This window comes from Kitasatospora sp. NPDC101108 (assembly GCF_055584725.1).
Window position 1 is genome coordinate 215,595 of record NZ_JBVJLM010000013.1, and the last position, 24,391, is coordinate 239,985.

Below are 24,391 nucleotides of genomic sequence, written 5' to 3' on the forward strand. Positions count from 1 at the left end.
GGACCGAGCGGTTCGTCGGGGCCCTTCGGCGTCGCTCCTGGCCGGAGGACGCGGAAGGGGCCCGCGTCCGGGATGGACGCGGGCCCCTTGCGTTCGGCTGTCCGTCAGCGCATCGAGCCGGTGCGCAGCAGGGTGCGGATGACGCGCATCGCGACCGAGAGGCTGGACAGCTCGTAGTTGTCCGAACCCCTTATGTCGTCCAGGGTGGCCTTGGCGCGGTTCAGCAGGGTGGAGTTGAGCTCCGCCCAGGCGTTGTAGCGCTCCTCGGGGGAGGCGCCGTCGGGGCCGCAGGCCAGGACGTCGGCGGTCAGCGCCGCGTGCGCCGCGAAGAGGTCCTCGCGGATCGCGGCCCGGGCCATCGACGACCAGCGGTCGGTGCGGGGCAGTTCGATGATGCGGTCGAGCAGGTGGGAGATCTGCAGGCGGTCGCCCAGGTCGTAGTACAGCTCGGCGACGTCGGCGACGTCCTTGCCGGCCCGGTCCGCGACCTCGCTGATGTCCAGGGTCGGGAAGACCGAGGACAGGCCGGCGATCCGGGTGGCCAGCTCGTCCGGCACGCCGGCCGCGGCCAGCTCGCCCTGGATCGACTCGAACCAGGCCAGGTCCTCGCCGCGCAGCGGCTTGGGCAGCGAGCCCCAGACCTGGTTGACCCGGTCGTGGAAGAACTCGATGGTGCCGGCGATGTCGAGCGGCTGGCGGCGGTTGTTGAGCATCCACCGGGTGGCGCGCTCGACCAGGCGCCGCGAGTGCAGCCGCATCTTGGTCTGGGTCCGGGCGGGGACCTGGTTGTCCAGGCCCTCGATCCGGCCCCAGATCTCCTCCAGGCCGAAGACGGCCCGCGCGGCGGTGTGGGTCCGGGCGATCTCCTCGTAGGTCGCGCCGGTCTCCTCCTTCAGGCGGAAGGCGAAGGTGCAGCCACCGCGGTTGATCGTGTCGTTGACGATCAGCGTGGTGATGATCTCGCGGCGCAGCGCGTGGTTGTCGATCGCGTCGGCGAACCTGGCCCGCAGCGCGCTCGGGAAGTACTCGTGCAGCGCGGTGCGGAAGTACGGGTCGTCCGGCAGGTCGGTGGCCAGCAGCTCCTCGGCCAGGATGATCTTGGTGTAGGCGAGCAGGACGGACAACTCGGGCTGGGAGAGCCCGCGGCCGTTCTGCTGGCGCTCACGGATCTGGCGCTCGGTGGGCAGGAACTCCAGGCCGCGGTCGAGCTGGCCGGCTGCCTCGAAGCGGTTGATCATCCGGGCGTGGACGTTGACCATGCTGTGCGCCTGGGCGACGGCGTTGGCCAGCACCACGTTCTGCGCGTAGTTGTTGCGCAGCACCAGGTGGCCGACCTCGTCGGTCATCTCGGCGAGCAGGGCGTTGCGCTGCTTGACCGTCATGTCGCCCTCGGCGACGACCTGGTTGAGCAGGATCTTGATGTTGACCTCGTGGTCCGAGGTGTCCACACCGGCCGAGTTGTCGATGGCGTCGGTGTTGATCCAGCCGCCGGTGCCCTCGGGGCCGCCGTTGGACGCGTACTCGATGCGGCCGAGCTGGGTGCAGCCGAGGTTGCCGCCCTCGCCGATGACCCGGGCCCGGACCTGCTCGCCGTTGACGCGGATGGCGTCGTTGGCCTTGTCGCCGACCTCGGCGTTGGTCTCGGTGGAGGCCTTGACGTAGGTGCCGATGCCGCCGTTCCAGAACAGGTCGACCGGCGCCTGGAGGATCGCCTTCATCAGCTCGGCGGGGGTCAGGCGGGACTCCTGGATGCCCAGGGCGGCCCGGACCTGCGCGCTGACCTGGATCGACTTGGCGCTGCGCGGGAAGACCCCGCCGCCGGCCGAGATCAGCGACTTGTCGTAGTCGTCCCAGGAGCTGCGCGGCAGCTCGAACAGGCGGCGGCGCTCGGCGTACGAGACGGCCGCGTCCGGGTTCGGGTCGAGGAAGATGTGGCGGTGGTCGAAGGCGGCGACCAGCCGGATGTGCTCGCTGAGCAGCATGCCGTTGCCGAAGACGTCGCCGGACATGTCGCCGATGCCGATGACGGTGAAGTCCTCGGACTGGGTGTCGACGCCGAGCTCGCGGAAGTTGCGCTTGACCGACTCCCAGGCGCCGCGGGCGGTGATGCCCATGCCCTTGTGGTCGTAGCCGGCCGAGCCGCCGGAGGCGAACGCGTCGCCGAGCCAGAAGCCGTACGACTCCGCGACGCCGTTGGCGATGTCGGAGAAGGTCGCGGTGCCCTTGTCGGCGGCGACGACCAGGTAGGTGTCGTCCTCGTCGTGGCGGACCACGTCGGCCGGGTGGACGACCTCGCCGGTCACCAGGTTGTCGGTGATGTCCAGCAGCGCCGAGATGAAGGTCTTGTACGAGGAGACGCCCTCGGCCAGCCAGGCGTCGCGGTCCACGGACGGGTCCGGCAGCTGCTTGGCGACGAAGCCGCCCTTGGCGCCGACCGGGACGATGACGGTGTTCTTCACCATCTGGGCCTTCACCAGGCCGAGGATCTCGGTGCGGAAGTCCTCGCGCCGGTCGGACCAGCGCAGACCGCCGCGGGCGACCTTGCCGAAGCGCAGGTGCACGCCCTCGACCTGCGGCGAGTAGACCCAGATCTCGAACGCCGGGCGCGGGGCCGGCAGGTCCGGGATGGCCTTCGGGTCGAACTTCATCGACACGTAGGAGTGCCACTCGCCGGAGCTGTCGTGCTGGAAGAAGTTGGTCCGCAGGGTGGCCTTGATGAGGTTCAGGAAGGAGCGCAGGATGCGGTCCTCGTCCAGCGAGACGACCTCGTCGAGCGCGCCGGCCAGCTCCTCCAGGATGCCCTCGGTCAGCTCGGCGGCACCCAGCTGGTGGCTCGGGCTGAGCCGGGCCTCGAACAGGTTGACCAGCAGGCGGGTGGTGTGGGTGTTGTTGCGGAGCGCGTCCTCCATGTAGTCCTGGGAGAACGTGGAGCCCGCCTGGCGCAGGTACTTGGCGTACGCGCGGAGCACCATCGCCTGGCGCCAGTTCAGCCCGGCGGTGAGGACCAGCTCGTTGAAGCCGTCGTTCTCGGCCTTGCCGGTCCAGGTCGCGGCGAAGGTGTCCTGGAAGCGCTCGCGGGCCTCGTCGGTGAGCTCGGTGGCCTCGCGCAGCCTCAGGCCGAAGTCGTACACCCACGCGGTGGTGCCGTCGGAGCGGCGCAGCGCGTACGGATGCTCGTCCAGCACCTCGACGCCCAGGCGCTGCAGCACCGGCAGGACCTCGGTGAGGGAGATCGGGCCGCCGACCCGGTAGATCTTGAAGCGGCGCTCGTCGTCGCCCGCGCCGACCGGCTGGTACAGGTTCAGCCGGAAGTCGCCGTCGCCGTGCAGCGACTCGATCTGCTTGATGTCGGCGACGGCGGTGCGCGGCGGGAAGTCGGCGCGGTAGCCGTCGGGGAAGGCGTTGGCGTACTTGTGGCCGAGCTCGGCGGCCTTCTCCTCGCCCAGCTCGATGTGCAGCTGGTCGTGGAAGCCGTCCATCCAGAACCGGGCGGCCTCGGCCAGGCGGTTCTCGATCCGCTCGATGTCGGAGTCGGTGAGCTGGGGCAGCTCGGTGCCCGGGGCGACCCGGACCACGAAGTGCAGGCGGGTCAGCACCGACTCGGTGGCGTACACCGTGTAGTCGATGGTGGCGCCGTTCAGCTCCTCCTTGAGGATGTCGGTGAGCAGCAGCCGGATGCGCGTGGTGTAGCGGTCGCGCGGCAGGTAGATGAAGGCGGAGAAGTAGCGCCCGTACTCGTCCTGGCGCAGGAAGAGGCGCAGCTTACGGCGCTCCTGCAGGTAGAGCACGCTGGTGGCGATGGACAGCAGTTCGGTGGCCGGGGTCTGGAAGATCTCGTCCCGGGGGAAGGTCTCCATGATCTGCAGCAGGTCGCGGCCGTCGTGGCTCTCGCTGGAGAAGCCGGACTCCTCCAGCACCGCCTGGACCTTGCGGCGCACGACCGGGATGCGGGTGACCGACTCGGTGTAGGCGGCGGAGGAGAACAGGCCGAGGAAGCGGCGCTCGCCGATCGGCTCGCCGGCGGCGTTGAACTTCTTCACGCCGACGTAGTCCAGGTAGGCCGGCCGGTGCACGGTGGCGCGGCTGTTGGCCTTGGTCAGGACGAGCAGCTTCTTCTCGTGGGCCTTGGCGCGCACCGGCGCGGAGAGGCGGCCGAAGGCCTCGGAGACCGCGTGGTGGCGGTCGTCGTGGCTGTGCGGGTCGGAGCGCAGGATGCCGAGGCCGGTCCCGGCGACGGCCTTGAGGACCTCCTCGCCCTCGTGCTCGACCAGGTCGTACTCGCGGTAGCCGAGGAAGGTGAAGTGGTCGTCGGCGAGCCAGCGCATCAGCTCCCAGGCCTCGCCGACCTCCTGCTCGGGCAGGCCGGCCGGGGGCTCCTCGGCCAGCTCGTCGGCCAGGCGCAGCGCGCTGTCGCGCATCTTGGCCCAGTCCTCGACGACCTCGCGGACGTCGCCGAGCACGCGGCGCAGGTTGGTCTCGATGGTGCGCAGGTCGTCGCGGTCGGTCTCGCGGTCGATCTCGATGTGCATCCACGACTCGACGGTCGCGTCGGCGGGCCACTCGGCGCCGGCGGCCTGGCTGCGGGAGCAGGCGTCGACGTCCAGGATCTCCAGCAGCTTGCCGGTGATGTCACGGCGGACGACCAGCTGCGGGTGGACGACGAGGTGGATCGCGCGGTCCTGGCGGGACAGCTCGTTGGTGACGGAGTCGACCAGGAAGGGCATGTCGTCGGTGACGACCTCGACCACGGTGTGGCCGCAGGACCAGCCGTTCTCCTCGACCGAGGGGGTGTGCACCCGCACCTCGGCCGTGCCCTGGGGGCGCTTGAGGCCCAGGCGGTAGTGGGAGGCGGCCGCGCCGTACACGTCGACCGGGTCGAGGTCGACCAGGTCCTCGGGCGCGGTGTGGAGGTAGTAGTGGTGCAGGTACGCGGTCAGAGCACCGTTGCTCAGACCCTCCCCCGGCGCCGCTCCCCCCACCTGGCTGTTCTCAGCGGCTACGGCTGCCTTCTTGAGCAGTTCGGCCTTGGCTGCGTCCAGCTTGGTCTGCATGACTTCTTGGCTCCTGTCGCGCGCCGTTGCGTGACTCGGTGGTGTATGGGTGTACACCGACGGGTCGCTCGCAATCCTGCCGCACCGTCCGACTGAAAGGGGCTCATGGCACGCATGAAACGCCCTCCCAGCGGGTAGGACGACTCGTTCGTCCTGCAAGCCACCCGACGACGCCAGCCAGCCTAACCGGATCAATCGAAGGTGCACAGGGACAGGGAGGCGCAAACCCGCAGGATGTCGGGTCCGTCCTGGACACCATGTCCAATCCGGAGCGTCGTGTTCGCTTTCAGCCCATATGCGGGTACCCGTGGTGGATCGGCGGTACGAAGGTCTCCTTGATCGCCCGGGCCGAGGTCCACCGCAGCAGGTTCTGGGCGGCGCCCGCCTTGTCGTTGGTCCCGGAGGCCCGGGAGCCGCCGAAGGGCTGCTGTCCGACGACGGCCCCGGTGGGTTTGTCGTTGATGTAGAAGTTCCCGGCGGCGAAGCGCAGTTCCTCCACGGCCTGGGCGATCGCGTAACGGTCCTGTGCGATCACCGCGCCGGTCAGGCCGTACGGGGCGCCCGAGTCCACCCGGCCGAGCACGTCCTCCCAGCGGGAGTCCTCGTAGACGTGGACGGCGAGGATCGGGCCGAAGTACTCGGTGCGGAAGATCTCTCCCCGGTGGTCGGAGGAGACCAGCACCGTCGGCCGGACGAACCAGCCGATCGCGTCGTCGTACTGGCCGCCGGCCACCAGCTCGACGGTCGGGTCCGCCTTGGCGCGCTCGATGGCACCCCGGTTCTTCTCGAACGCCCGCTCGTCGATCAGGGCGCCCATGAAGTTGGACAGGTCGGTGACGTCGCCCACCGTGAGGGCGTCCACCTCGGCCAGGAAGTCGTCCTTGATCCTCAGCCAGAGGCTGCGCGGCAGGTAGGCGCGGGAGAGCGCCGAGCACTTCTGGCCCTGGTACTCGAAGGCCCCGCGGATCAGCGCGGTCCGCAGGATCTCCGGGTCGGCCGAACGGTGGGCCAGCAGGAAGTCCTTGCCGCCGGTCTCGCCGACGATCCTCGGGTAGGTGCGGTAGCCGCCGATGTTCGCGCCGATGGTCTGCCAGAGCGACTGGAAGGTGGCGGTGGAGCCGGTGAAGTGCAGCCCGGCGAGCGCCGGATCGGCGAGCGCCACCGGGGAGACCTGCAGGCCGTCGCCGGTGACCAGGTTGATCACCCCGGGCGGCAGGCCGGCCGCCTCCAGCAGCCGCATCAGGTGGTACGCGGCGAGGGTCTGGGTCGGCGCGGGCTTCCAGACCACGGTGTTGCCCATCAGGGCGGGGGCGGTCGGCAGGTTCCCGGCGATCGCGGTGAAGTTGAACGGGGTGACGGCGTAGACGAAACCTTCCAGCGGGCGGTGGTCGACCCGGTTCCACACCCCCGGGGAGGAGACCGGCTGGTCCGCCAGCACCTGCCGGGCGAAGTGGACGTTGAACCGCCAGAAGTCGATCAGCTCGCAGGCCGAGTCGATCTCGGCCTGCTGCACGGTCTTGGACTGGCCGAGCATCGTCGCCGCGTTGAGCGTCTCCCGCCAGGGCCCGGCCAGCAGCTCGGCGGCGCGCAGGAAGACCGCCGCCCGGTCGTCGAACGAGAGCGAGCGCCACTGCCGCCCGGCCGCCAGCGCCGCGTCCACCGCCGCCCGGGCGTCCTCCCGGGTGGCGTTGCCGAGCACGCCCAGCTTGGCGGCGTGGTGGTGCGGCTGGACGACGTCGATCCGCTCGCCGCCGCCGAAGCGCTGCTCGCCGCCGATGGTCATCGGCAGCGGGACCTGTTCGGCCGCCAGCTCGTCCAGCCGCCGGACCAGCCGGTCCCGCTCCGGGCTGCCGGGCGCGTACGCCCGCACCGGCTCGTTGACCGGAGTGGGCACCTCGGTGACTGCGTCGATGGGCATGGCGGCTCCGTCCTGGCTCTACCGGTGTCAGTCCAGCCTGACCAGCGCGGGGGCGATCCGCCCGTCCAGACACGCCAACGGCGGACGTGGCGCCCGCCACGTCCGCCGTCGGGAACTCTCAGCCCGTCAGGATCCCGGCCAGCTCGACCGCCTCGGCCAGGCTGTCCACCACCGGGACGCCGACCGGCTCCAGCTTCTCCCGGGTGTGCGAGCCCCCGGTGTACAGCACCGCGTGGGCGCCCGCGTGCCGCGCCGCCAGGGCGTCGTCCGCGGCGTCGCCGATCAGCACCGTCCGGGCCGGGTCGACCCACTCGCCGAGCGCGGCCAGGTGTTTCGTCAGCTGCTCCGCCTTCTGGCCGCCGGAGGGCCCGCTGCGGCCGTCCACCCGCAGGAAGCTGCCGGTCAGGCCGAAGGAGTCGACCAGCGGCACCAGCTTGTCGTGCACGTACATCGACAGCAGGGACTGGCTGTGCCCGGCCGCCTGCCAGCCCGCCAGCAGCTCGGGCACGCCCTCGGTCAGGCCGCAGGCCAGGCTGAGCTCGCGGTAGCGGTCCTGGAAGGCGTCGTCCAGCCGCAGCCACTCCTCCGGGGAGGGCATCCGGCCGAGCAGCCGCTCGTAGAAGCGGGGGATCGGGACCTCGTACTGCTCGCGGTACTGCTGCATGGTCATCGGCCCGACGCCGATGGTCGCGAACGCGGCGTTGCTCGCGCCGAGGACCGCGTCCATGTCGTGGAAGAGGGTGCCGTTCCAGTCCCAAACGATGTGAGTGCGCACGGGGTCAAACGGTAACCCGAACGGCCGACCCGCCGGTAGGACAGAACCCACCCGGCCCGGCTCATCCGGCCCGGCCCGGCCCGCTCAGCCCAGCAGGGACGGGATCTCCTGGGTCGCGTACCAGAGCAGGTCGTGGTCCTCCGCGCCGTCCACGGTGAACTGGGCGTCCTGGTCTCCCGAGTCGGCGGCGGCCACCGCCGCCACCGCCGCCGCGACGTCCTCGACGACCTCGTCGTCGGCCACGTCTGCGTGCACCGAGGCGGCCTTCGCCAGCTTCACCGGGCCGGCCAGCACGACCCGGCCGAGCGAGGCCTGGTCCTGGTACTCGTCGCCGGGGAAGGGGCGCACGGCCGAGTCGACCACGTCCAGGGCCACCACGACGCGCCGGCGCGGGGCGTCGGGCTCGGCCGCCAGCAGCCGCAGCGAGGACTGGGCGGCCCGGTTGAGCGCCGCGTACTCCAGCTCCTCCAGGTCGTCGCTCACGTACCACTCGCGCAGCGCGGGCGTGACGGCGTAGGCCGCGGACGGCTCCAGGGCGCCGCCCTCGTGCGCCGCCGCCAGGCCGGTCAGGGTGGTGGGCACGTACACGCGCATCGGTGGCACTCTCCGGTTCGTCCAGCGGGGGTTCGTCCAGCGGGGGGTTCGTCCAGCGGGGGGTTCGTCCAGCGGCACAGCATCCAGCGCCCCAAGAATAAGCTCCGCCGGGCCGCCCGCGATCACCTCGGGCCGGGTCCGCGCCCGGCGGCCAGCGCCTCCCGGCTGGTCCGCAGCGCGCTCTCCAGCACCTCCCCGCGGCGGGCCGGGTCCATCAGGTTCGGGCCCATCACCGCCAGGTCGGCCAGGGTCGGCGCGAGCAGCCGCACCCGGACGCCCTCCGCCCGCAGCAGCGCGGCCTCGCGCAGCAGCTGCCGGGTCACCGCCCGCCGGTAGCGGCTGACCAGCTGGGCCAGCACGCCGCGCGGGCGGTCCCGGGCCCGCCACTCGCGCAGCGCGGCCAGGGTGCCGCGGTCCGAGCGCTCGGGCCGCGGGCCCAGCCGCAGGGCCATCGGGGCCAGCACGTACACCTCGTCCAGGCCGCGGCCGAGCAGCAGGTCGGCGTTGGTGGCCGACCAGCAGCCGCCGTCCACGTACGCCGAACCGTTCAGGCGCACCGGCGCGAACCAGCCGGGGATGGCGCAGGAGGCCATCACGGCGTCGGCCACCGCGACGGCGGGGGCCTGCGGGTCGCCGAAGACCACCCGGTGGCCGCTGCGGTAGTCCACCGCGGCCACCCGCAGCGGCGCGGCGGCCGCGCTCGGCGCCGGCCCGGCGGCGGTGGCGCCAGCGGCCGGGGCCCCCGGGGCCGGCCAGCCGTCCGGGCCGAACAGCCCGCGCACCAGCTCGCCGACCGGCGCCAGCGAGCCGCGGCCGTGCGGCGCCATCGCCGAGACCATGGTCAGCAGCGGGTACTCGCGCGGGTGCCGGACGGCGTCCCGCAGCAGGTCGGGCGAGCCGATCCCGGCCCGCGGGCGGGGCGGCAGCGCGCCGCCCACCGCCGTCTCGTAGTCGAAGGCCACCCCGGCCAGCGGGCCGTCGGTGATCGGCAGGCCGCGCTGGTGGTCGCGCAACTGCTCCGGGGGCACGCCGCCGGCCAGCAGCGCCGCCAGGATCGCGCCCGCGGAGGTGCCGAGCAGGACGTCCGCCCCGCCCGGCGGGTGCCCGGTGGCCTCCTCGACGGCGCACAGCGCGCCGACCGTCCAGGCCGCGCCGAGCATCCCGCCGCCGCCCAGCACCAGGCCGCGCCGGGGCTCGCCGTCGGAGGTCGTTCCCGGCACCGCCGTCCGTGTGGTCGTCCCCGCTGTCGTCATCCCGTCCGCCCGTCGTCGTTGGGAGCGGGTCAGGCTACCGATGGTGCGCGCGGGCGGACGGGCGGCGCAACGGGAGCGGGGTCCGCAGCCACCCGGTCCGCCGTACCCGGGCGTCCCCTTTCGGGCCGTACGGCCCGCCCCCGCACGTCAACCCGCCGCCCGAGCGACGCCCGCCGGGCCCGTCGCCGCACTGGGTGACTCACCCGGATAGGTGAACTTCGGACCGCTCTTCCGGCCGCCCGGAAACGCGTTGCCGCCCCGCCCGGGCCGCCGCCAGCCTGGACCCGTCCGTACCCGCACCACCCTTACCGGGAGCCACCGTGACCGCGCAGCTCGGCACCGACCTCAGCACGCATCCCGCCACGCACCCCGCCACGCACCCCACCGCCCGCCCCGTCGCCCGCCCGCACCGTCGCGTCCGCGCCTCCGGCGGCTGCGACCCGGCCGGGCGCCGGCCGCGCCACCCGCGCGCCGCCTGCAACGGAGCCCCCGCCACCGCCGGGGCCACCGGAGCGACGCGCCACGACACCGGGGCGCTCGCCGCCCGCTTCGCCCACCAGCTGGTCGAGGTGCTCACCGGAGCCCGGCCCTCCGGCCAGCTGATGCGGCACACCACCCTGGACGGCTACGGGCAGCTCGCCTCGCTGGTCCGGGCCGGTGCGCTGCGCCGCGGCGGCCCCGCCGACCGGCCCCGGCTCGGCCCGGTGCACGACCGGTCGCCCTCGCCCGACGCCGTCGAGGCCTGCGTCCGGGTCGACCTGGGCCGGCGGCACCACATGGTGGCCTTCCGGCTGGAGCAGCGCGGCCCGGCCGGCCAGTGGCAGTGCACCGCCGTGGAGGCCCGATGACGGCCACGGCGCACGGGACGGCGCAGGGCGCCGCCCCGGTACGGGAACGGCGCCCTGCGCTGTGTGCTGTGCGTGGCTCAGACCTTGCGGCGGCGGCCCTTGGCGGACTTGGCGGCCTTGCGGCGCTCGGCGCGGGTCATCCCGTCGCCCTCGTCCTCCGGCACGGTGTCCTCGAAGTCGCCCTCGACCACACCGCCGCCGACCTCGTCCGAGGGGGCCGTGTAGTGCAGCCGCTGCGGCTTCGGGGCCTCCAGGCCCTTGGCCTTGATCTCCGGGCGGGCGGCGTCCTTCTCCAGCTTGTCGAGCAGCACCTCGGCGTCCTCGACCGGGACCTCCTCGACCTGCTGCTCGACCTGGACCTCCAGGTTGAACAGGTAGGCGACGGACTCCTCCTTGATGCCCTCCATCATCGCGGTGAACATGTCGAAGCCCTCGCGCTGGTACTCGACCAGCGGGTCGCGCTGCGCCATGGCCCGCAGGCCGATGCCCTCCTGGAGGTAGTCCATCTCGTAGAGGTGCTCGCGCCAGCGGCGGTCCAGCACCGACAGCACCACGCGGCGCTCCAGCTCGCGCAGGATCTCCTCGCCGAGCTGGTCCTCGCGGGCACCGTACTGCGCCTGGATGTCCTCCTGGACGACCTTGATCAGGAACTCGGGGGTCAGGCCGGACGGGCCGCCGACCTCCTCCTCCAGCTCCGCCAGGTCCAGGGTGATCGGGTAGAGCTGCTTGAACGCGGTCCAGAGCTTGTCGAGGTCCCAGTCGTCCTCGAAGCCCTCGCCGGTGGCCGCCCTGACGTAGGCCTCGACGGTGTCGTCCATGAAGTGGCCGACCTGCTCCTGGAGGTCCTCGCCCTCCAGGACGCGGCGGCGCTCGCCGTAGATGACCTCGCGCTGGCGGTTGAGCACCTCGTCGTACTTCAGGACGTTCTTGCGGATCTCGAAGTTCTGCTGCTCGACCTGGGTCTGCGCGGAGGCGATCGCGCGGGTGACCATCTTGGACTCGATCGGCACGTCCTCGGGCACGTTGGCCATCGAGAGCACGCGCTCGACCATGCCGGCCTTGAACAGGCGCATCAGGTCGTCGCCCAGCGACAGGTAGAAGCGGGACTCGCCCGGGTCGCCCTGACGGCCGGAGCGGCCGCGCAGCTGGTTGTCGATCCGGCGGGACTCGTGCCGCTCGGTGCCGAGGACGTAGAGGCCGCCGGCCTCCTTGACCTCCTCCTGCTCGGCCTTGACCGCGGCCTTGGCCTTCTCCAGCGCCTCCGGGAACGCGGCCTCGTACTCCTCCGGGTTGTCGCTCGCGGAGAGCCCGCGCTGGGCCAGCTCGGCCGCCGCGAGGTGGTCCGGGTTGCCGCCGAGCATGATGTCGGTGCCACGGCCGGCCATGTTGGTGGCGACGGTGACGGCGCCCTTGCGGCCGGCCTGGGCGACGATCTGGGCCTCGCGCTCGTGGTGCTTGGCGTTCAGCACCTCGTGCGGGATGCCGCGCTTGCGCAGCTCCTGCGACAGGTACTCGGACTTCTCGACCGACACGGTGCCGACCAGCACCGGCTGGCCCTTCTCGTGCTTCTCGGCGATGTCCTCGACCACGGCGGCGAACTTGGCCGGCTCCGACTTGTAGATCAGGTCGGGCTGGTCGATGCGCAGCGGCGTCTTGTTGGTCGGGATCGGCACCACGCCGAGCTTGTAGATCTGGTGGAACTCGGCGGCCTCGGTGGTGCCGGTACCGGTCATGCCCGCCAGCTTGTCGTACAGCCGGAAGAAGTTCTGCAGGGTGATGGTGGCCAGGGTCTGGTTCTCGTTCTGGACCTCCACCCCTTCCTTGGCCTCGATCGCCTGGTGCATGCCCTCGTTGTAGCGGCGCCCGGCCAGGATGCGGCCGGTGTGCTCGTCGACGATCATGACTTCGCCGTTCATGACGACGTAGTCCTTGTCCTTCTTGTACAGCTCCTTGGCCTTGATGGCGTTGTTCAGGAAGCCGACGAGCGGGGTGTTCACCGACTCGTAGAGGTTGTCGATGCCGAGGTAGTCCTCGACCCGGGTGACACCCTCCTCCAGGACGCCGACAGTGCGCTTCTTCTCGTCGACCTCGTAGTCGCGGTCGATCTTCAGTCGCAGCACCAGCTTGGCGAAGTCGGCGTACCACTTGGTCGCCTGGTCCGCCGGGCCGGAGATGATCAGCGGGGTGCGGGCCTCGTCGATGAGGATCGAGTCGACCTCGTCGACGACCGCGAAGTTGTGGCCGCGCTGGACGAGTTCGTCCTTCGACCAGGCCATGTTGTCGCGCAGGTAGTCGAAGCCGAACTCGTTGTTCGTGCCGTACGTGATGTCCATCGCGTACTGGCGCTTGCGCTCGGCGGGCGTCATGTTGGCCAGGATCACGCCGACTTCGAGGCCGAGGAAGCGGTGCACCCGGCCCATCCACTCCGAGTCGCGCTCGGCGAGGTAGTCGTTGACGGTGATCAGGTGGACGCCCTTGCCGGTCAGCGCGTTCAGGTACGCGGGCAGGGTGCCGACGAGGGTCTTGCCCTCACCGGTGCGCATCTCGGCGACGTAGCCGAGGTGCAGGGCGGCGCCGCCCATGAGCTGGACGTCGTAGTGCCGCTGGCCGAGCACGCGCTTGGCGGCCTCGCGGACGGTGGCGAACGCCTCGGGGAGGATGTCGTCCAGCGTCTCGCCGTCCGCGAGCCGCTGCTTGTACTCGTCGGTCAGCGCGCGCAGCTCGGCGTCGGTGAGGTTGACGAAGTCCTCTTCGATGGAGTTGACCTGGGCAGCAATCCGCTGCAGCTTGCGAAGGATCTTGCCTTCGCCGGCGCGCAGGATCTTGTCGAAGACGGACACTTGGGCGGGCTCCTTGCCTGTATTGGCACTGGACGACTGCACGGCGGGTCCACCCCACCGCACGGGCCATCGTATGCGAGGAGTCCAAGGCGCCGGGAGGTGCGTCAGCACGGTATTCCCGTGTCACCCGCGCGTGCACATGGATCGATAGCACCGTCCACCGGGGCAAATCGGTCGGCGGGCCGAGGAGTTGGCCGACCATTCGGATGCCCGCATTCCCCTCACGGGGAAATAATCCGCCCATGGAACAGCAGCGGAGCGAACTCGTCACCCTCACCACCGAGCGCCTGGTCCTGCGGGCCCCGCGGGAGTCGGACATCGACGCGGTCCTCGCCGCCTGCCAGGACGCGGAGATCCAGCGCTGGACGGTCGTCCCCGTCCCCTACCGCCGCGAGCACGCCGAGTTCTTCGTCCGCACCCTGGCCCCCGAGGGGCTGGCCACGGGCGCCGAGTACATCTGGTGCGTGGTCGAGCGCGGGACGGAACGCCTGGTCGGCACCCAGGCGGTCACGCGCAGGCCCGACGACCCGAACGCCGCCTCGGTCGGCTGGTGGACGGCGAAGGAGCAGCGCGGCCGCGGCTACACCGTCGAGGCGGCCCGCGCGGTCGCCCGCTGGGCGCTCACCGACCTGGGGCTGCGCCGCCTCCAGTGGCTCGCCTACGTCGGCAACGAGGGCTCCCGCGCGGTCGCCGAGCGGGTCGGCTACCGCCACGAGGGCACGCTGCGGTCGTACGCCGACCAGCGCGGCGTCTTCCACGACGCCTGGATCGCCTCGATGCTCCCGTCCGACCTGGACTGAACACCCGGCCCGTTCCCCGGGGGCCGGGGCCGCTGTCAGTGCCCCCGGCTACGCTCGCCGGCATGACCGCCGCCGCTGCCGACCCCACCCCCGTCACCGTCCTGAGCGCCGACGACGCCCGCCGGATGGCCCTGCGCGCCCAGGGGCTGCTGGGCGCGCCCGACCGCCGGGGCGGGGTGCGCGGGGTGCTGCGGCACCTGGGCGCCGTCCAGCTGGACACCATCTCGGTGCTGGCCCGATCGCACGAGCTGGTGCCGTACGCCCGGCTCGGCGCGGTCGGCCGCCCGGCGGTCGAGGCGGCCTACTGGGGCGCGGGCACCAGCTTCGAGTACTGGTCGCACGCGGCCTGCATCCTGCCGGTCGAGGAGTGGCCGCTGTTCGCCTTCCGGCGCCGCCGCTACCGCGACCGCGGCCACCTCTGGGGCCACCAGGTCGCGCCCGAGACGTACCGGGCGGTGCTCGACCAGCTGCGCACCGAAGGGCCGTTGACCTCCACCGAGCTCGGCGGGGCCAAGCGGACCGCCGAGTGGTGGGACTGGTCCGACACCAAGATCGCCGTCGAGCGGGCGCTGGCCTTCGGCGACGTGGTCTGCACCGAGCGCCGGGGCTGGAAGCGGGTCTACGCCCTGGCCGAACAGGCGATCCCCGGCGCCCTGTTCGGGCAGGAGCGGTCCGACGAGGAGTGCGTGCGCACCCTGGTGGCCCAGGCGGGCGCCGCGCTCGGCGTGGCCACCCGGGCCGACCTGCTGGACTACCACCGGCTGCGCGCCGAGGAGTTGGACCCGGTGCTCGCGGACAGCGGCCTGGTCCCGGTCCAGGTGGCCGGCTGGGGCCCGGGCGGCACCGCGGCGGCTGCCTGGGCCGACCCGGCCGCGCTCGCCACCACCCCGCGCGGGCGCCACCGCACCACCCTGCTCTCGCCGTTCGACTCGTTGATCTGGGACCGCGCCCGCACCGAACGGATCTTCGGCATGACGCACCGGCTGGAGGCCTACACGCCCAAGCACAAGCGGGTGCACGGCTACTTCGCGATGCCGCTGCTGGCCGGCGGCCGCCTGGTCGGCCGGGTCGACCCGGCCCGCGAGGGGCGCACCCTGGTCGCCCGGCAGGTCTCGCTGGCCGACGGCCGGGGAGGCGGCGCCCGGCACCTGGAGGCGCTGGCCGCCGCCCTGCGCGAGGCGGCCGCCTGGGTCGGCTGCGACGGGGTGCGGGTCGAGGCGCTGCACGACGAACGGCTGCGCCCGGCCCTGGAGAAGCTGCTCGCGGATTAGGGACAGGCCTCCAGCCCCGGCCCGAAGGACGGGCGAGCGGCGGCGGCCGCCGCTCGCCCGGTGGCGCCGCGCTCACCCTATTTCGAGGATCTTCTCCCGCATCGCGTACACCACGGCCTCCATCCTGGAATGCAGTTGGAGCTTCTCCAGGATGTTGCGGACGTGGTTCTTCACGGTGTTCTCGCTGATGAACAGCTCCTTGGCGATCTCCCGGTTGTTCATCCCGGTCGCCACCAGCTTGAGCACCTCCAGCTCCCGGTCGGTGAGCCGGGGCGCGGGCACCAGGTCCCGGTCGTCGGAGCGCCGCTGGATCATCGACTTGAACTCGGTGAGCAGCTTGGAGGCCATCGACGGGCTGATCTGCGACTGCCCGTCGGCGACCGCGCGGATCGCGGTGGCGACCTCGTCGGTGGAGATCTCCTTGAGCAGGTAGCCGGTGGCCCCCGCCTTGATCGCCTCGTAGAGGTCGGCCTCCTCGTCGCTTATCGTCAGCATGATGATCTTGGTGCTGGGCGCCACGTCCTTGATCGCCGTACAGGCCTCGATCCCGCTGCGGCGCGGCATCCGGACGTCCATCAGGATGATGTCGGGCAGCAGGTCGGCGGCCTTCAGCACGGCCTCGGCGCCGTCACCGGCCTCGCCGACGACCTTGATGTCCGGCTCCTCGGCGAGCACGATCTCCAGCCCCCGGCGGAACAGGGCGTGGTCGTCCACCACCAGGACGCGGATCGGCTCACCCCGGTGCGGCGCGTACGCGGGTTCCTCCTCCGGCCCCGGTGGCAGTCCGGCGCCCGGTCCCGCTGCGGGCCCCAGCCCGAAGTGATCCCCCATCCGCTCCTCCCCCTTCGCGGGTCGACGTGCGCCCAATCATTCCACGCCCCGCCCTCGCCGCGGTCACCCTCCGATGCCGATTCCCCCGCATCGGGTGACCTCCGGAGGCAACGGATCGGAGCACCGTTCGAACCCGTCCCACCGGGCGCGCCCGAAACGGGCGGAACGCCCCGAAAGGCCGGTGACCCCGGCGGCTGCCGCCGGGGTCACCTCTCCGTCACTGCTGGCCGGGACGGTCAGTCCTCGTCGTCGGACCGGCCGATCGCACCGCCCGCACCGCTGGCCACGCCGGCCGCCATGTCCGGCTGCACGTGGATGACACCGTAGTGGTAGCCGTGCCGACGGTAGACGACGCTGGGCAGGCCGCTGTCCTTCTCCACGAAGAGGTAGAAGTCGTGGCCGACCAGCTCCATCTCGTAGAGCGCCTGGTCCAGCGCCATGGGGGCGGCCGAGTGCGTCTTCTCCCGGACCACCAGCGGGCCTTCGCCCTCCACTTCCAGGGATCCCATCATGGTCTTGCGGACGGCCCCGTTGGTCTCGCCCTCCCGCGCCGTCGTGTCCGGCAGTGCGGCCAGGGCCGCGGTCGCCTCGGCGACGCTGATCGGGGTGCGGCCGTTGGCGCCGCCCTTGTGCACCCGACGCCGGTCAGCCGACTTGCGCAGCTGCGCGTCGAGCTTCGCCGCGGCCAGGTCGAGCGCGGCGTACGCGTCGGCGGCGGCGGCTTCGGCCCGGATCACCGGGCCCCGGCTGCGAAGAGTGATCTCCACGCGGTCCGACCGGTCGGCCTGCCGCGGGTTGTGCTCCTTGGACACCTCGACGTCGAGGCTGATCACCTTGCCGTCGAACTTCTGGACCTTCTCCAGCTTCTCGGCCACGTGCTCGCGGAACCTCTTGGGCACCTCGGTCTTGCGGCCCTTGACGACGATGTCCACGCAGAACTCCGATCCCTCGTGCTGACGCCGATCCGGGTACTACCGGACCGGACTGAGCTCCAGCTGGACCAGCCCATCCACTGCCGGCCCCCGCCCCACCGCCAGCGGCGGGAACGACTGGCCCTCATCTCACTTCCTCCCCATCAGGGACGGTTGAAACCCCCTGGAGCCTTATCGAACACCTCACAGGGAGTTTTCGCCTCCCCGGGCGAGATGGGGGGTATGACCCGATACTGCGGGCTGGCGGTCAAACTGTTGCACCCTGTCTACCCTCCTGTGGGTGAAGCAGTGGTAAATACCTGGACAACGCCCCCCATACGGCGCATCCTTTGCTGACTCTCCGTGCCTGCCGCCGCCAGGAGCAGCCGTGCCTCCGTCCCTTTCCCCCGCCCCTCCGCCGTCCGTACGGACACCGTTCGGCCACGCACTGGCCGGACTGCTGGACGTCCTGCTCCCCGCGAGCTGCGCGGGCTGCGGTGCCGAACGCACCCAGCTCTGCCCGGCCTGCCGGCACGCCCTGGCCACCGCCCGCCCCGGCCCCACCCTGCTGCCCTGGGCGCACGCCGCCGCGCCGTACGCCGACCCGGTGCGCCAGTTGCTGCTCGCGCACAAGGAGCGCGGCGCGCTGCGGCTGGCCGGGCCGCTCGGCGAGGCGCTCGGACGGGCGGTGCGCTCCGCCCTCGGGGCCCGGGCCGGGGGCGCGCCGCTGCTGCTGGTGCCGATGCCCTCGGCCCGCGCGGCCGTGCGCGCCCGCGGCCACGACCCGACGCTGCGGCTGGCCGGGGCCGCCGCCCGGTCGCTGCGGCGGGCCGGCCTGGACGCCAGGGCCGCGCCGCTGCTGCGGCACGCCCGTCCGGTCGCCGACCAGACCGGGCTGAACGCCGCCGAGCGTCGGCGCAACCTGCACGGCGCACTCACCGTCCTGCCGCGAGCCCGCCACGGCCTGGCCGGCCGTCAGCCGGTGCTGGTGGACGACCTGGTGACCACCGGGGCGAGCCTGGCCGAGGCCGCCCGGGCGCTGGCCGACGCCGGACTGCCCGCCCGGGCCGCCGCCACGGTCGCGGCCACCGCGGTGCAGCCGGCCGGCTGAGGCCCGGTCGGGGCACGGGGCGGCGCACCGGCGGCCGGCCCGCCGGTTCACCCCGCCGGTTCAAGCCGCCGGTTCACCCCGCCGGTTCGACCCGTCGATTCAGCCGACGTAGAAGTACGAGCGGGCCTTGTCCACCAGCTGGGCTTCCCGCCACTGGTTGTTGACCAGCCGGTAGACCGTCCCGCCCGCCACCGCGAGCACCGGCCACGGCTGGGCCAGGAGGTACCCGCGGGACTCCGCCGACGAGATGGACTGCGGGGAGGACGGCAGTCCGTTGCCGGTCTGCAACTGACTGTCCGTGCTCTGCGAGCCGTCGGTGCTGATGTAGTACAGCTGCTGGGGGCGGTCGGCCTCCTTGCCGAGCACCAGCAGCTGGTCGGTCTCCGTCCAGGACACCGAGGTGACGTCGGTGAGCGAGGGGGCCCCCGGGCGCACTGCGATGATCCTCGCGGTCGGTGCACCCGGCGTGCCGCCGTGCTCCACCAGCCCGAACTCCAGCGAACTGCCCGACACCCCGGCCGACTTGACCACCAGTGCGATCCGGGCGCCGTCCGAGGAGATCTTCACGGCCTGCACCGTCTGCCCGGCCAGCAGTCCCTCGACCGACACGCCGTACGTCTTGCCGCCGCGCACCAGGACCACCCGCGGGGCCTGCGGGTTGCGGTCCACCACCCAGAGGTCGCCGCGGCCGTCCCAGGTCGGCGAGGCGAGGCCGTCGTCCTTGGTGCCGCCCTTCACCGGCGAGCTGAGCACCGGTTCGGGCAGCGTCGTCGTGCCGGCCGCCAGCGGCACGGTGTAGAGCTGGTGGCCGTCGTCCGAGAGCGCGGCGGCCTGGGAGCCGTCCCGGCTGACGGCGACCGTGCCCAGCTGGGGCGTGCCGTTCGCGTGCGGCTTGCCGAGCACCCCGGGCACCGGGTCGCCGCTGCGGCCCTCGTCGGCCACCATCAGCACGCCGTTGTCGGCGCGCTGGTAGTACTGCTGCACGGGCAGCCGGCCGGCCAGCGCGCCGGGGCCGACGGCCTGGTCGTCGCTGCGGCTGGCCGTGCAGGAGCCGCCCTGCCCCTTCAGCTCCAGCCGGTCGATCTGTCCCTTCCCCTGGTCGGCGAAGGTGTAGTAGAGCTGGGTCGCCATCCGGCGGCAGGCCCTCGCGTCGCCCAGGTCCGGCCCGCGGAGCTGCACATGGGCGACCCGGCTGTCGTCGATGGCCACCTTGTCGACCGTGGTGCCGCTCGGGAAGGCCGTCCGGGCCACCGGCGCGAGCCAGTGGGAGGGCCCGGCGACCAGCGCGTTGGCGGCCGCGGTCAACGGGTCGATCCGCCGCCGCAGGTAGATCGGGTCGGCGATCAGCACCTCCTGGCCGTCGCCGGAGCCGGAACCCGGTACGGACGGGTCGGGGGCGGTGTAGAAGAAGCGCTCGACCTGCCGGAAGCTGTTCCGGAAGTTGGTCTCGTTCATGATCACGCCGGCGGGCAGCTGGGCGATCCGCCACTCACCGTCCTCCCGCGTGAACGTGAAGTCGAGGACCTTGTTGTTGTTCTGCCCCGCCACCATCACGTACGAGCGCTTCTCGTCGACCGTGGCCAGCAGCTGCCCGGACACCGTCTCGGAGTACTCGGTGTCCTTGTCGTTGACGACCTGGTCCGGCGCGATCTGCGTGGCGGAGAGCACCTGTATGCCCGCGTCCGGGTTCCAGGTCGCGGCGGCGTGCTCGGTGAGGTACTTGCGCGCGGTCTCGTACCCCTCGTCCGCGGTCACCGCGTCCAGGAACCCGGTCAGCAGCTCGCGCGGCTTGGCGCCCTTGGTGGGCGCCACCGGGAACACCCTGGCCTGTAGGTTCTTGTCGGCCGAGCCCTGCGACAGCTCCACCTTGGTGATGCCGCCGGAGTCCGGCATGGCCGCGCAGCCGCTCGCCACCAGGGCACCGAGCACCGCGCCGGCCACCGCCACGAGCCGCGGCTCAGTCCTGTTGCTCGTCCTTCGCACGCTGCGACCCCTCCAGGTCCGTCCCACCCGTCGCGTCCGGTTCCGCCGTCCGCTGTGCCACCGACGGCCGCCCCGGCGTCGGGTCCACCATGACCTGGGCGCCGGTGGCGCCGTACCCGGCCCCCGCCGTCCGCACGTCCGAGGGATCCGAGCGCGGGCCCTCCGGCAGCCGGTTGCGGCCCAGCCCGGGGCCGATGTTCAGCACCCCGCCGAGCCCGCTGCCCAGCCCGTTGCCGGCCCCCTCCGGTGCCTCGCCCTGCTCCTCGGCGGCGGCCATGGCCGTCGAACCGGTCGGGGCGATCGCCCGGCGGTACGGCGTGCCGTACGCGCCCAGGCCCCGGTTGTTGCGGGAGTCCTCCGGCTCCAGCCGGAACGGCGCCCGGTTGATCTCGCCGCCGCGGGTGCGCGGCAGGGTCAGCCGGAAGTGCGAGCCGCCACCGGGCTCGCCCCAGGCCTGGAGCCAGCCGCCGTGCAGGTGGGCGTCCTCGACCGCGATGGACAGGCCCAGGCCGGTGCCGCCGGTGGTGCGCACCCGGGACGGGTCCGCCCGCCAGAAGCGGTGGAACACCCGGGACGCCTCGCCCGGCTTGAGGCCGATGCCGTAGTCGCGCACGCCGACCGCGACCGCGCCGTCCGCCGAGCCCAGCCGGACCACCACGTCACGGCCCTCGCCGTGCTCCAGCGCGTTGACCACCAGGTTGCGCAGGATGCGCTCGATCCGGCGGGAGTCCACCTCGGCCAGCACCGGCTCGCCGTCGCCGCGGATCACCACGGTGCTGCCCTTGGCCTGGGCCAGCGGGTCGGCGGCCTCCACCACCCGGCCGACGATCTCGCGCAGGTCGACCGGCTCGGCGTCCAGGATCGCGGCGCCGGCGTCGAAGCGGCTGATCTCCAGCAGGTCGGCGAGCAGCGACTCGAAGCGGTCCAGCTGGCCCTGCAGCAGCTCGGCCGAGCGGGCCGCCATCGGGTCGAGGTCCTCGCGGCTGTCGTAGATCAGGTCGGCGGCCATCCGGACCGTGGTCAGCGGGGTGCGCAGCTCGTGCGAGACGTCCGAGACGAAGCGCCGCTGCACCCGGGACAGCTCCTCCAGCTGGCGGATCTGCGCCTGCAGGGCGTTGGCCATCCGGTTGAAGGACTCCCCGAGGCGGGCGATGTCGTCCGTCCCGGTCACCTTCATCCGCTCTTCCAGGTGCCCGTCGGCGAGCCGCTCGGAGATGCCGGCGGCCATCCGCACCGGGGTGACCACCTGGCGCACCACGACCCAGGCGATGCCGCCCATCAGGATCACCACGAAGACACCGGCGGTCGCCAGGGTGCCGGTGATCAGGTTGAGGGTGTCGGTCTCCTGGCCGAAGGAGAACACGTAGAACAGCTGGTAGCTGGTGTTGGCCGGGCCGACGAACTGCATGCCGAGGGCCAGTCCGGGCTCGCTCTTGCCGCCGCCCTCGGGCGAGCGGTGGATCCGGGTCGGCTGGTCGAACATCTGGCCGGGCTCTTCGATGAGCTTGGCGCGCAGGGTGTCCGGGACGCTGCTGGGCTGGATGTCGCCCGAGTAGCGCGGCGCGAAGCCGGAGCTGTCGGGGACGACCGCGCCGGTGCCGGGGGCCATCGCGATCACCGAGTAGACCGTCTGCCCGCTCGCGGCCAGGTCGTTGACCTGGCGCAGCAGCCAGGTGCCGGTCTCGCCGGTGCTCGGGTCGACGGCGCCCCGCAGGGTCTGGTCCCGGGCCTCGTTGATCTTCTTCTGCTCGACCTGGAAGCCGATCCGGGCCTGCGCCCGGGCGGCGTCGATCTTGGTGTCGAGCAGGCCGTTGCGCACCTGCGCCACCACGACCACGCCCAGCACCAGGACCACCGCGATGGAGGCCAGCAGGGACACCGCGACCACCCGGACCTGGATCGACCGGTGGTACAGCACGGCCACCTTGCGCGCCGGGCGGCGGAGCTGACGCCTCATCAGGCCGAAGATCCCGGAAGGCCCGCGACGGTGGCGGGTGGTCGAACTCAGCACGTCCCCGCGCACGGCCTCCGCCCCGTCGGTCGCGGAACCCGACGGGGTGCCCTCAACCCGGTCCGTCACGTCAGCTGGGTCCGGCCTTGTAGCCGACGCCGCGGACGGTCACCACGATCTCGGGGCGCTCCGGGTCCTTCTCGATCTTGGAGCGCAGTCGCTGCACGTGGACGTTGACCAGGCGGGTGTCCGCCGCGTGGCGGTAGCCCCAGACCTGCTCCAGCAGCACCTCGCGCGTGAACACCTGCCAGGGCTTGCGGGCCAGCGCGACCAGCAGGTCGAACTCCAGCGGGGTCAGCGGGATGCTGCGCCCGTCCCGCTTCACCGAATGGCCGGCCACGTCGATCACCAGGTCGCCGATGGTCAGCTGCTCGGGCGTCGGCTCCTCGGCGCGGCGCAGCCGGGCGCGCACCCGGGCCACCAGCTCCTTGGGCTTGAACGGCTTGGTGACGTAGTCGTCGGCGCCGGACTCCAGGCCCACCACCACGTCGACCGTGTCGGTCTTCGCGGTCAGCATCACGATCGGGACTCCGGACTCCGCCCGGATCTGCCGGCACACGTCGATGCCGTCCCGGCCGGGCAGCATCAGGTCGAGCAGGACCAGATCGGGCTTGCTCTCCCGGAACGCGGCTAGCGCCTTGTCCCCATCCGCGACGAAAAACGGCTCAAAACCCTCACCACGCAGCACGATGCCGAGCATCTCGGCCAGTGCGGAGTCGTCATCAACGACGAGGACGCGTCCCTTCATGCGTCCATCTTCTCATTACCGGATTGTGACCTGCCGCACAGCAGTGCCAATGCTCCACAACGGCCAACTCGCCGGCCGTCGAATTCCGGCCATACCGGGCGAATAGCCCTAGCCGGAGGGCCTCCGAACGGTCCGGAACCCGCCGTCCGACCCCCCGGCGGCCCCCGTTGCCGATCAGCAACCGGATACCCCTGGGGCGTCTCCGGGCCCCATGGCACGATGGGCGCTGCGCGCGGGCGGAAGATCCGCCCGGATCCGCGCCCAGGACGGCCCCTCCGAGGAGCAGTGATGACCGACACCCCGGGCTGGGCCTCGCCCAGCTCGTCCGAGCCGCCCCGCGACGGCGCCCGGCCCCCGGCCGACGCGCCCGCCGCCGTGCCCGGGCCGTCGGCACCCCCTCAGACCACCCCCGGCTGGGGCGCCCAGTACGGACAGCCGAACCGCGGCGCGCAGCCGCCCGGCCGCGACCCGTACGGCTGGGACGCCGCGCGCAGCCCCCGGCCCGGCGTCATCCCGCTGCGCCCGCTCAGCGTCGGCGAGCTGCTCGACGGCGCCGTCACCACCGTGCGCCGGCACTGGCGCACCGCCCTCACCCTCTCGCTCGGCATCGCCGTCGTCGACCAGGCCGGCGCCTTCGTCGCCGAGCTGCTGGTCAAGGGCCGGACCGGCGCCTCCACCCAGCTCCTCACCCTGCTCGCCAGCCTGCCGCTGACGCTGCTGCTCGACGCGCTCGCCGTCGCGCTGCTCACCGTCGTGGTCAGCCGGGCCGTCCTCGGCCGCTCGGTGACCGCCGGGGAGACCTGGCGCGACGCCCGCCCCCGGCTGCTGCAGCTGCTCGGGCTCACCGTGCTCACCACCCTGATGAGCGGCGGCGTGGTGGTGCTCGGCTTCACCCCGCTGCTCGGCTACCGGGCCGGCGGCGCCGACGCCCCCGCGACCGTGTCCCTGCTGTTCCTGGTCGGCCTGCTGACCGTGCCGGTCGGCCTCTGGCTGCTGATCCGCTACAGCCTGGCCGCCCCCGCGCTGATGCTGGAGAAGCAGGGCGTGGTGACGGCGCTGTCGCGCTCGCGCCGACTGGCCCGCGGCTCCTGGTGGCGGATCTTCGGCATCGTCCTGCTGAGCCGGCTCCTGGCCGGGATCGTCGGGGCCACCCTGGTCATCCCGTTCCGCTTCATCGGCCTGGTGCTGGGCTTCGGCTCCATCGACCGCTTCGGCGACTCCTCCCAGCAGTCGATCGGCATGATGGTGCTGACCGCGATCGCCGGGATCATCGCCTCCTCGCTGACCACCCCGTTCCTGGCCGCCGTCGGCGTGCTGGTCTACATCGACCAGCGGATCCGCCGCGAGGCCCTGGACATCGAGCTCGCCCGCGCCGCCGCCACGCCCGAGCAGGGCGGCAGCGGCGGGACCGGCCAGGCCGACCAGACCCCGGCGAGGCACTGAACC

General features: G+C 72.5%; 16 protein-coding genes. 5 read left to right on the forward strand and 11 right to left on the reverse strand.

Going from position 1 to position 24,391, the window contains the following annotated elements; translation table 11 throughout:
• Nucleotides 1-104 precede the first annotated feature (104 nt).
• From ACZ6Z8_RS26705 to ACZ6Z8_RS26725, 5 genes are all read right to left on the reverse strand, one after another.
• A complete protein-coding gene (locus tag ACZ6Z8_RS26705) occupies nt 105-5,051 on the reverse strand; it encodes an NAD-glutamate dehydrogenase (RefSeq protein ID WP_465612571.1) in 4,947 nt (1,648 codons plus the stop codon).
• A 286-nt stretch (nt 5,052-5,337) separates the two neighbouring features.
• Complete coding sequence (pruA, locus tag ACZ6Z8_RS26710; protein WP_465612595.1) at nt 5,338-6,963, reverse strand: L-glutamate gamma-semialdehyde dehydrogenase; 1,626 nt, start codon at nt 6,961-6,963, stop codon at nt 5,338-5,340.
• A 124-nt stretch (nt 6,964-7,087) separates the two neighbouring features.
• The gene (locus ACZ6Z8_RS26715) at nt 7,088-7,744 is read right to left on the reverse strand and encodes an HAD family hydrolase (protein WP_465612572.1); all 657 of its coding nucleotides are present in this window, start codon (nt 7,742-7,744) and stop codon (nt 7,088-7,090) included.
• Between the two features lie 84 nt (nt 7,745-7,828).
• The gene (locus tag ACZ6Z8_RS26720; protein ID WP_465612573.1) at nt 7,829-8,338 is read right to left on the reverse strand and encodes a DUF6912 family protein; all 510 of its coding nucleotides are present in this window, start codon (nt 8,336-8,338) and stop codon (nt 7,829-7,831) included.
• A gap of 122 nt (nt 8,339-8,460) precedes the next feature.
• Nucleotides 8,461-9,558, reverse strand: coding sequence for a patatin-like phospholipase family protein (locus ACZ6Z8_RS26725; RefSeq protein ID WP_465612574.1), 1,098 nt, complete (start codon nt 9,556-9,558; stop codon nt 8,461-8,463).
• A gap of 353 nt (nt 9,559-9,911) precedes the next feature.
• Between ACZ6Z8_RS26725 and ACZ6Z8_RS26730 the strand changes: the two genes are divergently transcribed.
• Nucleotides 9,912-10,439, forward strand: coding sequence for an Rv3235 family protein (locus tag ACZ6Z8_RS26730; RefSeq protein ID WP_465612575.1), 528 nt, complete (start codon nt 9,912-9,914; stop codon nt 10,437-10,439).
• A gap of 77 nt (nt 10,440-10,516) precedes the next feature.
• Here ACZ6Z8_RS26730 and secA read toward each other — a convergent pair whose 3' ends face one another.
• On the reverse strand, nt 10,517-13,279 hold the full coding sequence (secA, locus tag ACZ6Z8_RS26735; RefSeq protein ID WP_465612576.1) for a preprotein translocase subunit SecA: 2,763 nt from the start codon (nt 13,277-13,279) through the stop codon (nt 10,517-10,519).
• A 242-nt stretch (nt 13,280-13,521) separates the two neighbouring features.
• On the opposite strand from secA, the gene ACZ6Z8_RS26740 reads away from it, so the two are divergent.
• Both ACZ6Z8_RS26740 and ACZ6Z8_RS26745 read left to right on the forward strand, forming a co-directional pair.
• Nucleotides 13,522-14,079, forward strand: coding sequence for a GNAT family N-acetyltransferase (locus ACZ6Z8_RS26740; protein WP_465612577.1), 558 nt, complete (start codon nt 13,522-13,524; stop codon nt 14,077-14,079).
• 62 nt (nt 14,080-14,141) lie between these two features.
• A complete protein-coding gene (locus ACZ6Z8_RS26745) occupies nt 14,142-15,350 on the forward strand; it encodes a winged helix-turn-helix domain-containing protein (protein ID WP_465612578.1) in 1,209 nt (402 codons plus the stop codon).
• Between the two features lie 72 nt (nt 15,351-15,422).
• On the opposite strand, the gene ACZ6Z8_RS26750 is transcribed toward ACZ6Z8_RS26745, so the two are convergent.
• On the reverse strand, nt 15,423-16,181 hold the full coding sequence (locus tag ACZ6Z8_RS26750) for a response regulator (protein WP_030283947.1): 759 nt from the start codon (nt 16,179-16,181) through the stop codon (nt 15,423-15,425).
• A gap of 236 nt (nt 16,182-16,417) precedes the next feature.
• Nucleotides 16,418-17,113: a ribosome hibernation-promoting factor, HPF/YfiA family gene (hpf, locus tag ACZ6Z8_RS26755; protein ID WP_402819680.1), complete on the reverse strand. Its 696-nt coding sequence runs from the start codon at nt 17,111-17,113 to the stop codon at nt 16,418-16,420.
• 367 nt (nt 17,114-17,480) lie between these two features.
• On the opposite strand from hpf, the gene ACZ6Z8_RS26760 reads away from it, so the two are divergent.
• The gene (locus ACZ6Z8_RS26760; protein ID WP_465612579.1) at nt 17,481-18,203 is read left to right on the forward strand and encodes a ComF family protein; all 723 of its coding nucleotides are present in this window, start codon (nt 17,481-17,483) and stop codon (nt 18,201-18,203) included.
• Nucleotides 18,204-18,302: 99 nt separating this feature from the next.
• Here the strand turns inward: ACZ6Z8_RS26760 and ACZ6Z8_RS26765 are convergent, their stop codons facing one another.
• The 3 genes from ACZ6Z8_RS26765 to mtrA form a co-directional block, all read right to left on the reverse strand.
• Nucleotides 18,303-20,186: an LpqB family beta-propeller domain-containing protein gene (locus tag ACZ6Z8_RS26765; RefSeq protein WP_465612580.1), complete on the reverse strand. Its 1,884-nt coding sequence runs from the start codon at nt 20,184-20,186 to the stop codon at nt 18,303-18,305.
• Nucleotides 20,161-22,143, reverse strand: coding sequence for an MtrAB system histidine kinase MtrB (gene mtrB, locus ACZ6Z8_RS26770; protein ID WP_465612581.1), 1,983 nt, complete (start codon nt 22,141-22,143; stop codon nt 20,161-20,163). The genes ACZ6Z8_RS26765 and mtrB overlap by 26 nt, the downstream gene beginning before the upstream one ends.
• Before the next feature lie 124 nt (nt 22,144-22,267).
• Nucleotides 22,268-22,945, reverse strand: coding sequence for an MtrAB system response regulator MtrA (gene mtrA / locus ACZ6Z8_RS26775; RefSeq protein WP_030283937.1), 678 nt, complete (start codon nt 22,943-22,945; stop codon nt 22,268-22,270).
• A gap of 288 nt (nt 22,946-23,233) precedes the next feature.
• Here mtrA and ACZ6Z8_RS26780 point away from each other — a divergent pair, with 288 nt between their 5' ends.
• The gene (locus ACZ6Z8_RS26780; RefSeq protein WP_465612582.1) at nt 23,234-24,388 is read left to right on the forward strand and encodes a hypothetical protein; all 1,155 of its coding nucleotides are present in this window, start codon (nt 23,234-23,236) and stop codon (nt 24,386-24,388) included.
• Nucleotides 24,389-24,391: the final 3 nt, after the last annotated feature.

Excerpts from the sequence above, each read along its gene's own strand:
- ACZ6Z8_RS26705 (WP_465612571.1), bottom strand. The coding sequence starts at position 5,051 with ATGCAGACCAAGCTGGACGCAGCCAAGGCCGAACTGCTCAAGAAGGCA.
- ACZ6Z8_RS26720 (WP_465612573.1), bottom strand. The coding sequence starts at position 8,338 with ATGCGCGTGTACGTGCCCACCACCCTGACCGGCCTGGCGGCGGCGCAC.
- ACZ6Z8_RS26740 (WP_465612577.1), top strand. The coding sequence starts at position 13,522 with ATGGAACAGCAGCGGAGCGAACTCGTCACCCTCACCACCGAGCGCCTG.
- ACZ6Z8_RS26745 (WP_465612578.1), top strand. The coding sequence starts at position 14,142 with ATGACCGCCGCCGCTGCCGACCCCACCCCCGTCACCGTCCTGAGCGCC.
- ACZ6Z8_RS26750 (WP_030283947.1), bottom strand. The coding sequence starts at position 16,181 with ATGGGGGATCACTTCGGGCTGGGGCCCGCAGCGGGACCGGGCGCCGGA.
- mtrB (WP_465612581.1), bottom strand. The coding sequence starts at position 22,143 with ATGAGGCGTCAGCTCCGCCGCCCGGCGCGCAAGGTGGCCGTGCTGTAC.
- mtrA (WP_030283937.1), bottom strand. The coding sequence starts at position 22,945 with ATGAAGGGACGCGTCCTCGTCGTTGATGACGACTCCGCACTGGCCGAG.
- ACZ6Z8_RS26780 (WP_465612582.1), top strand. The coding sequence starts at position 23,234 with ATGACCGACACCCCGGGCTGGGCCTCGCCCAGCTCGTCCGAGCCGCCC.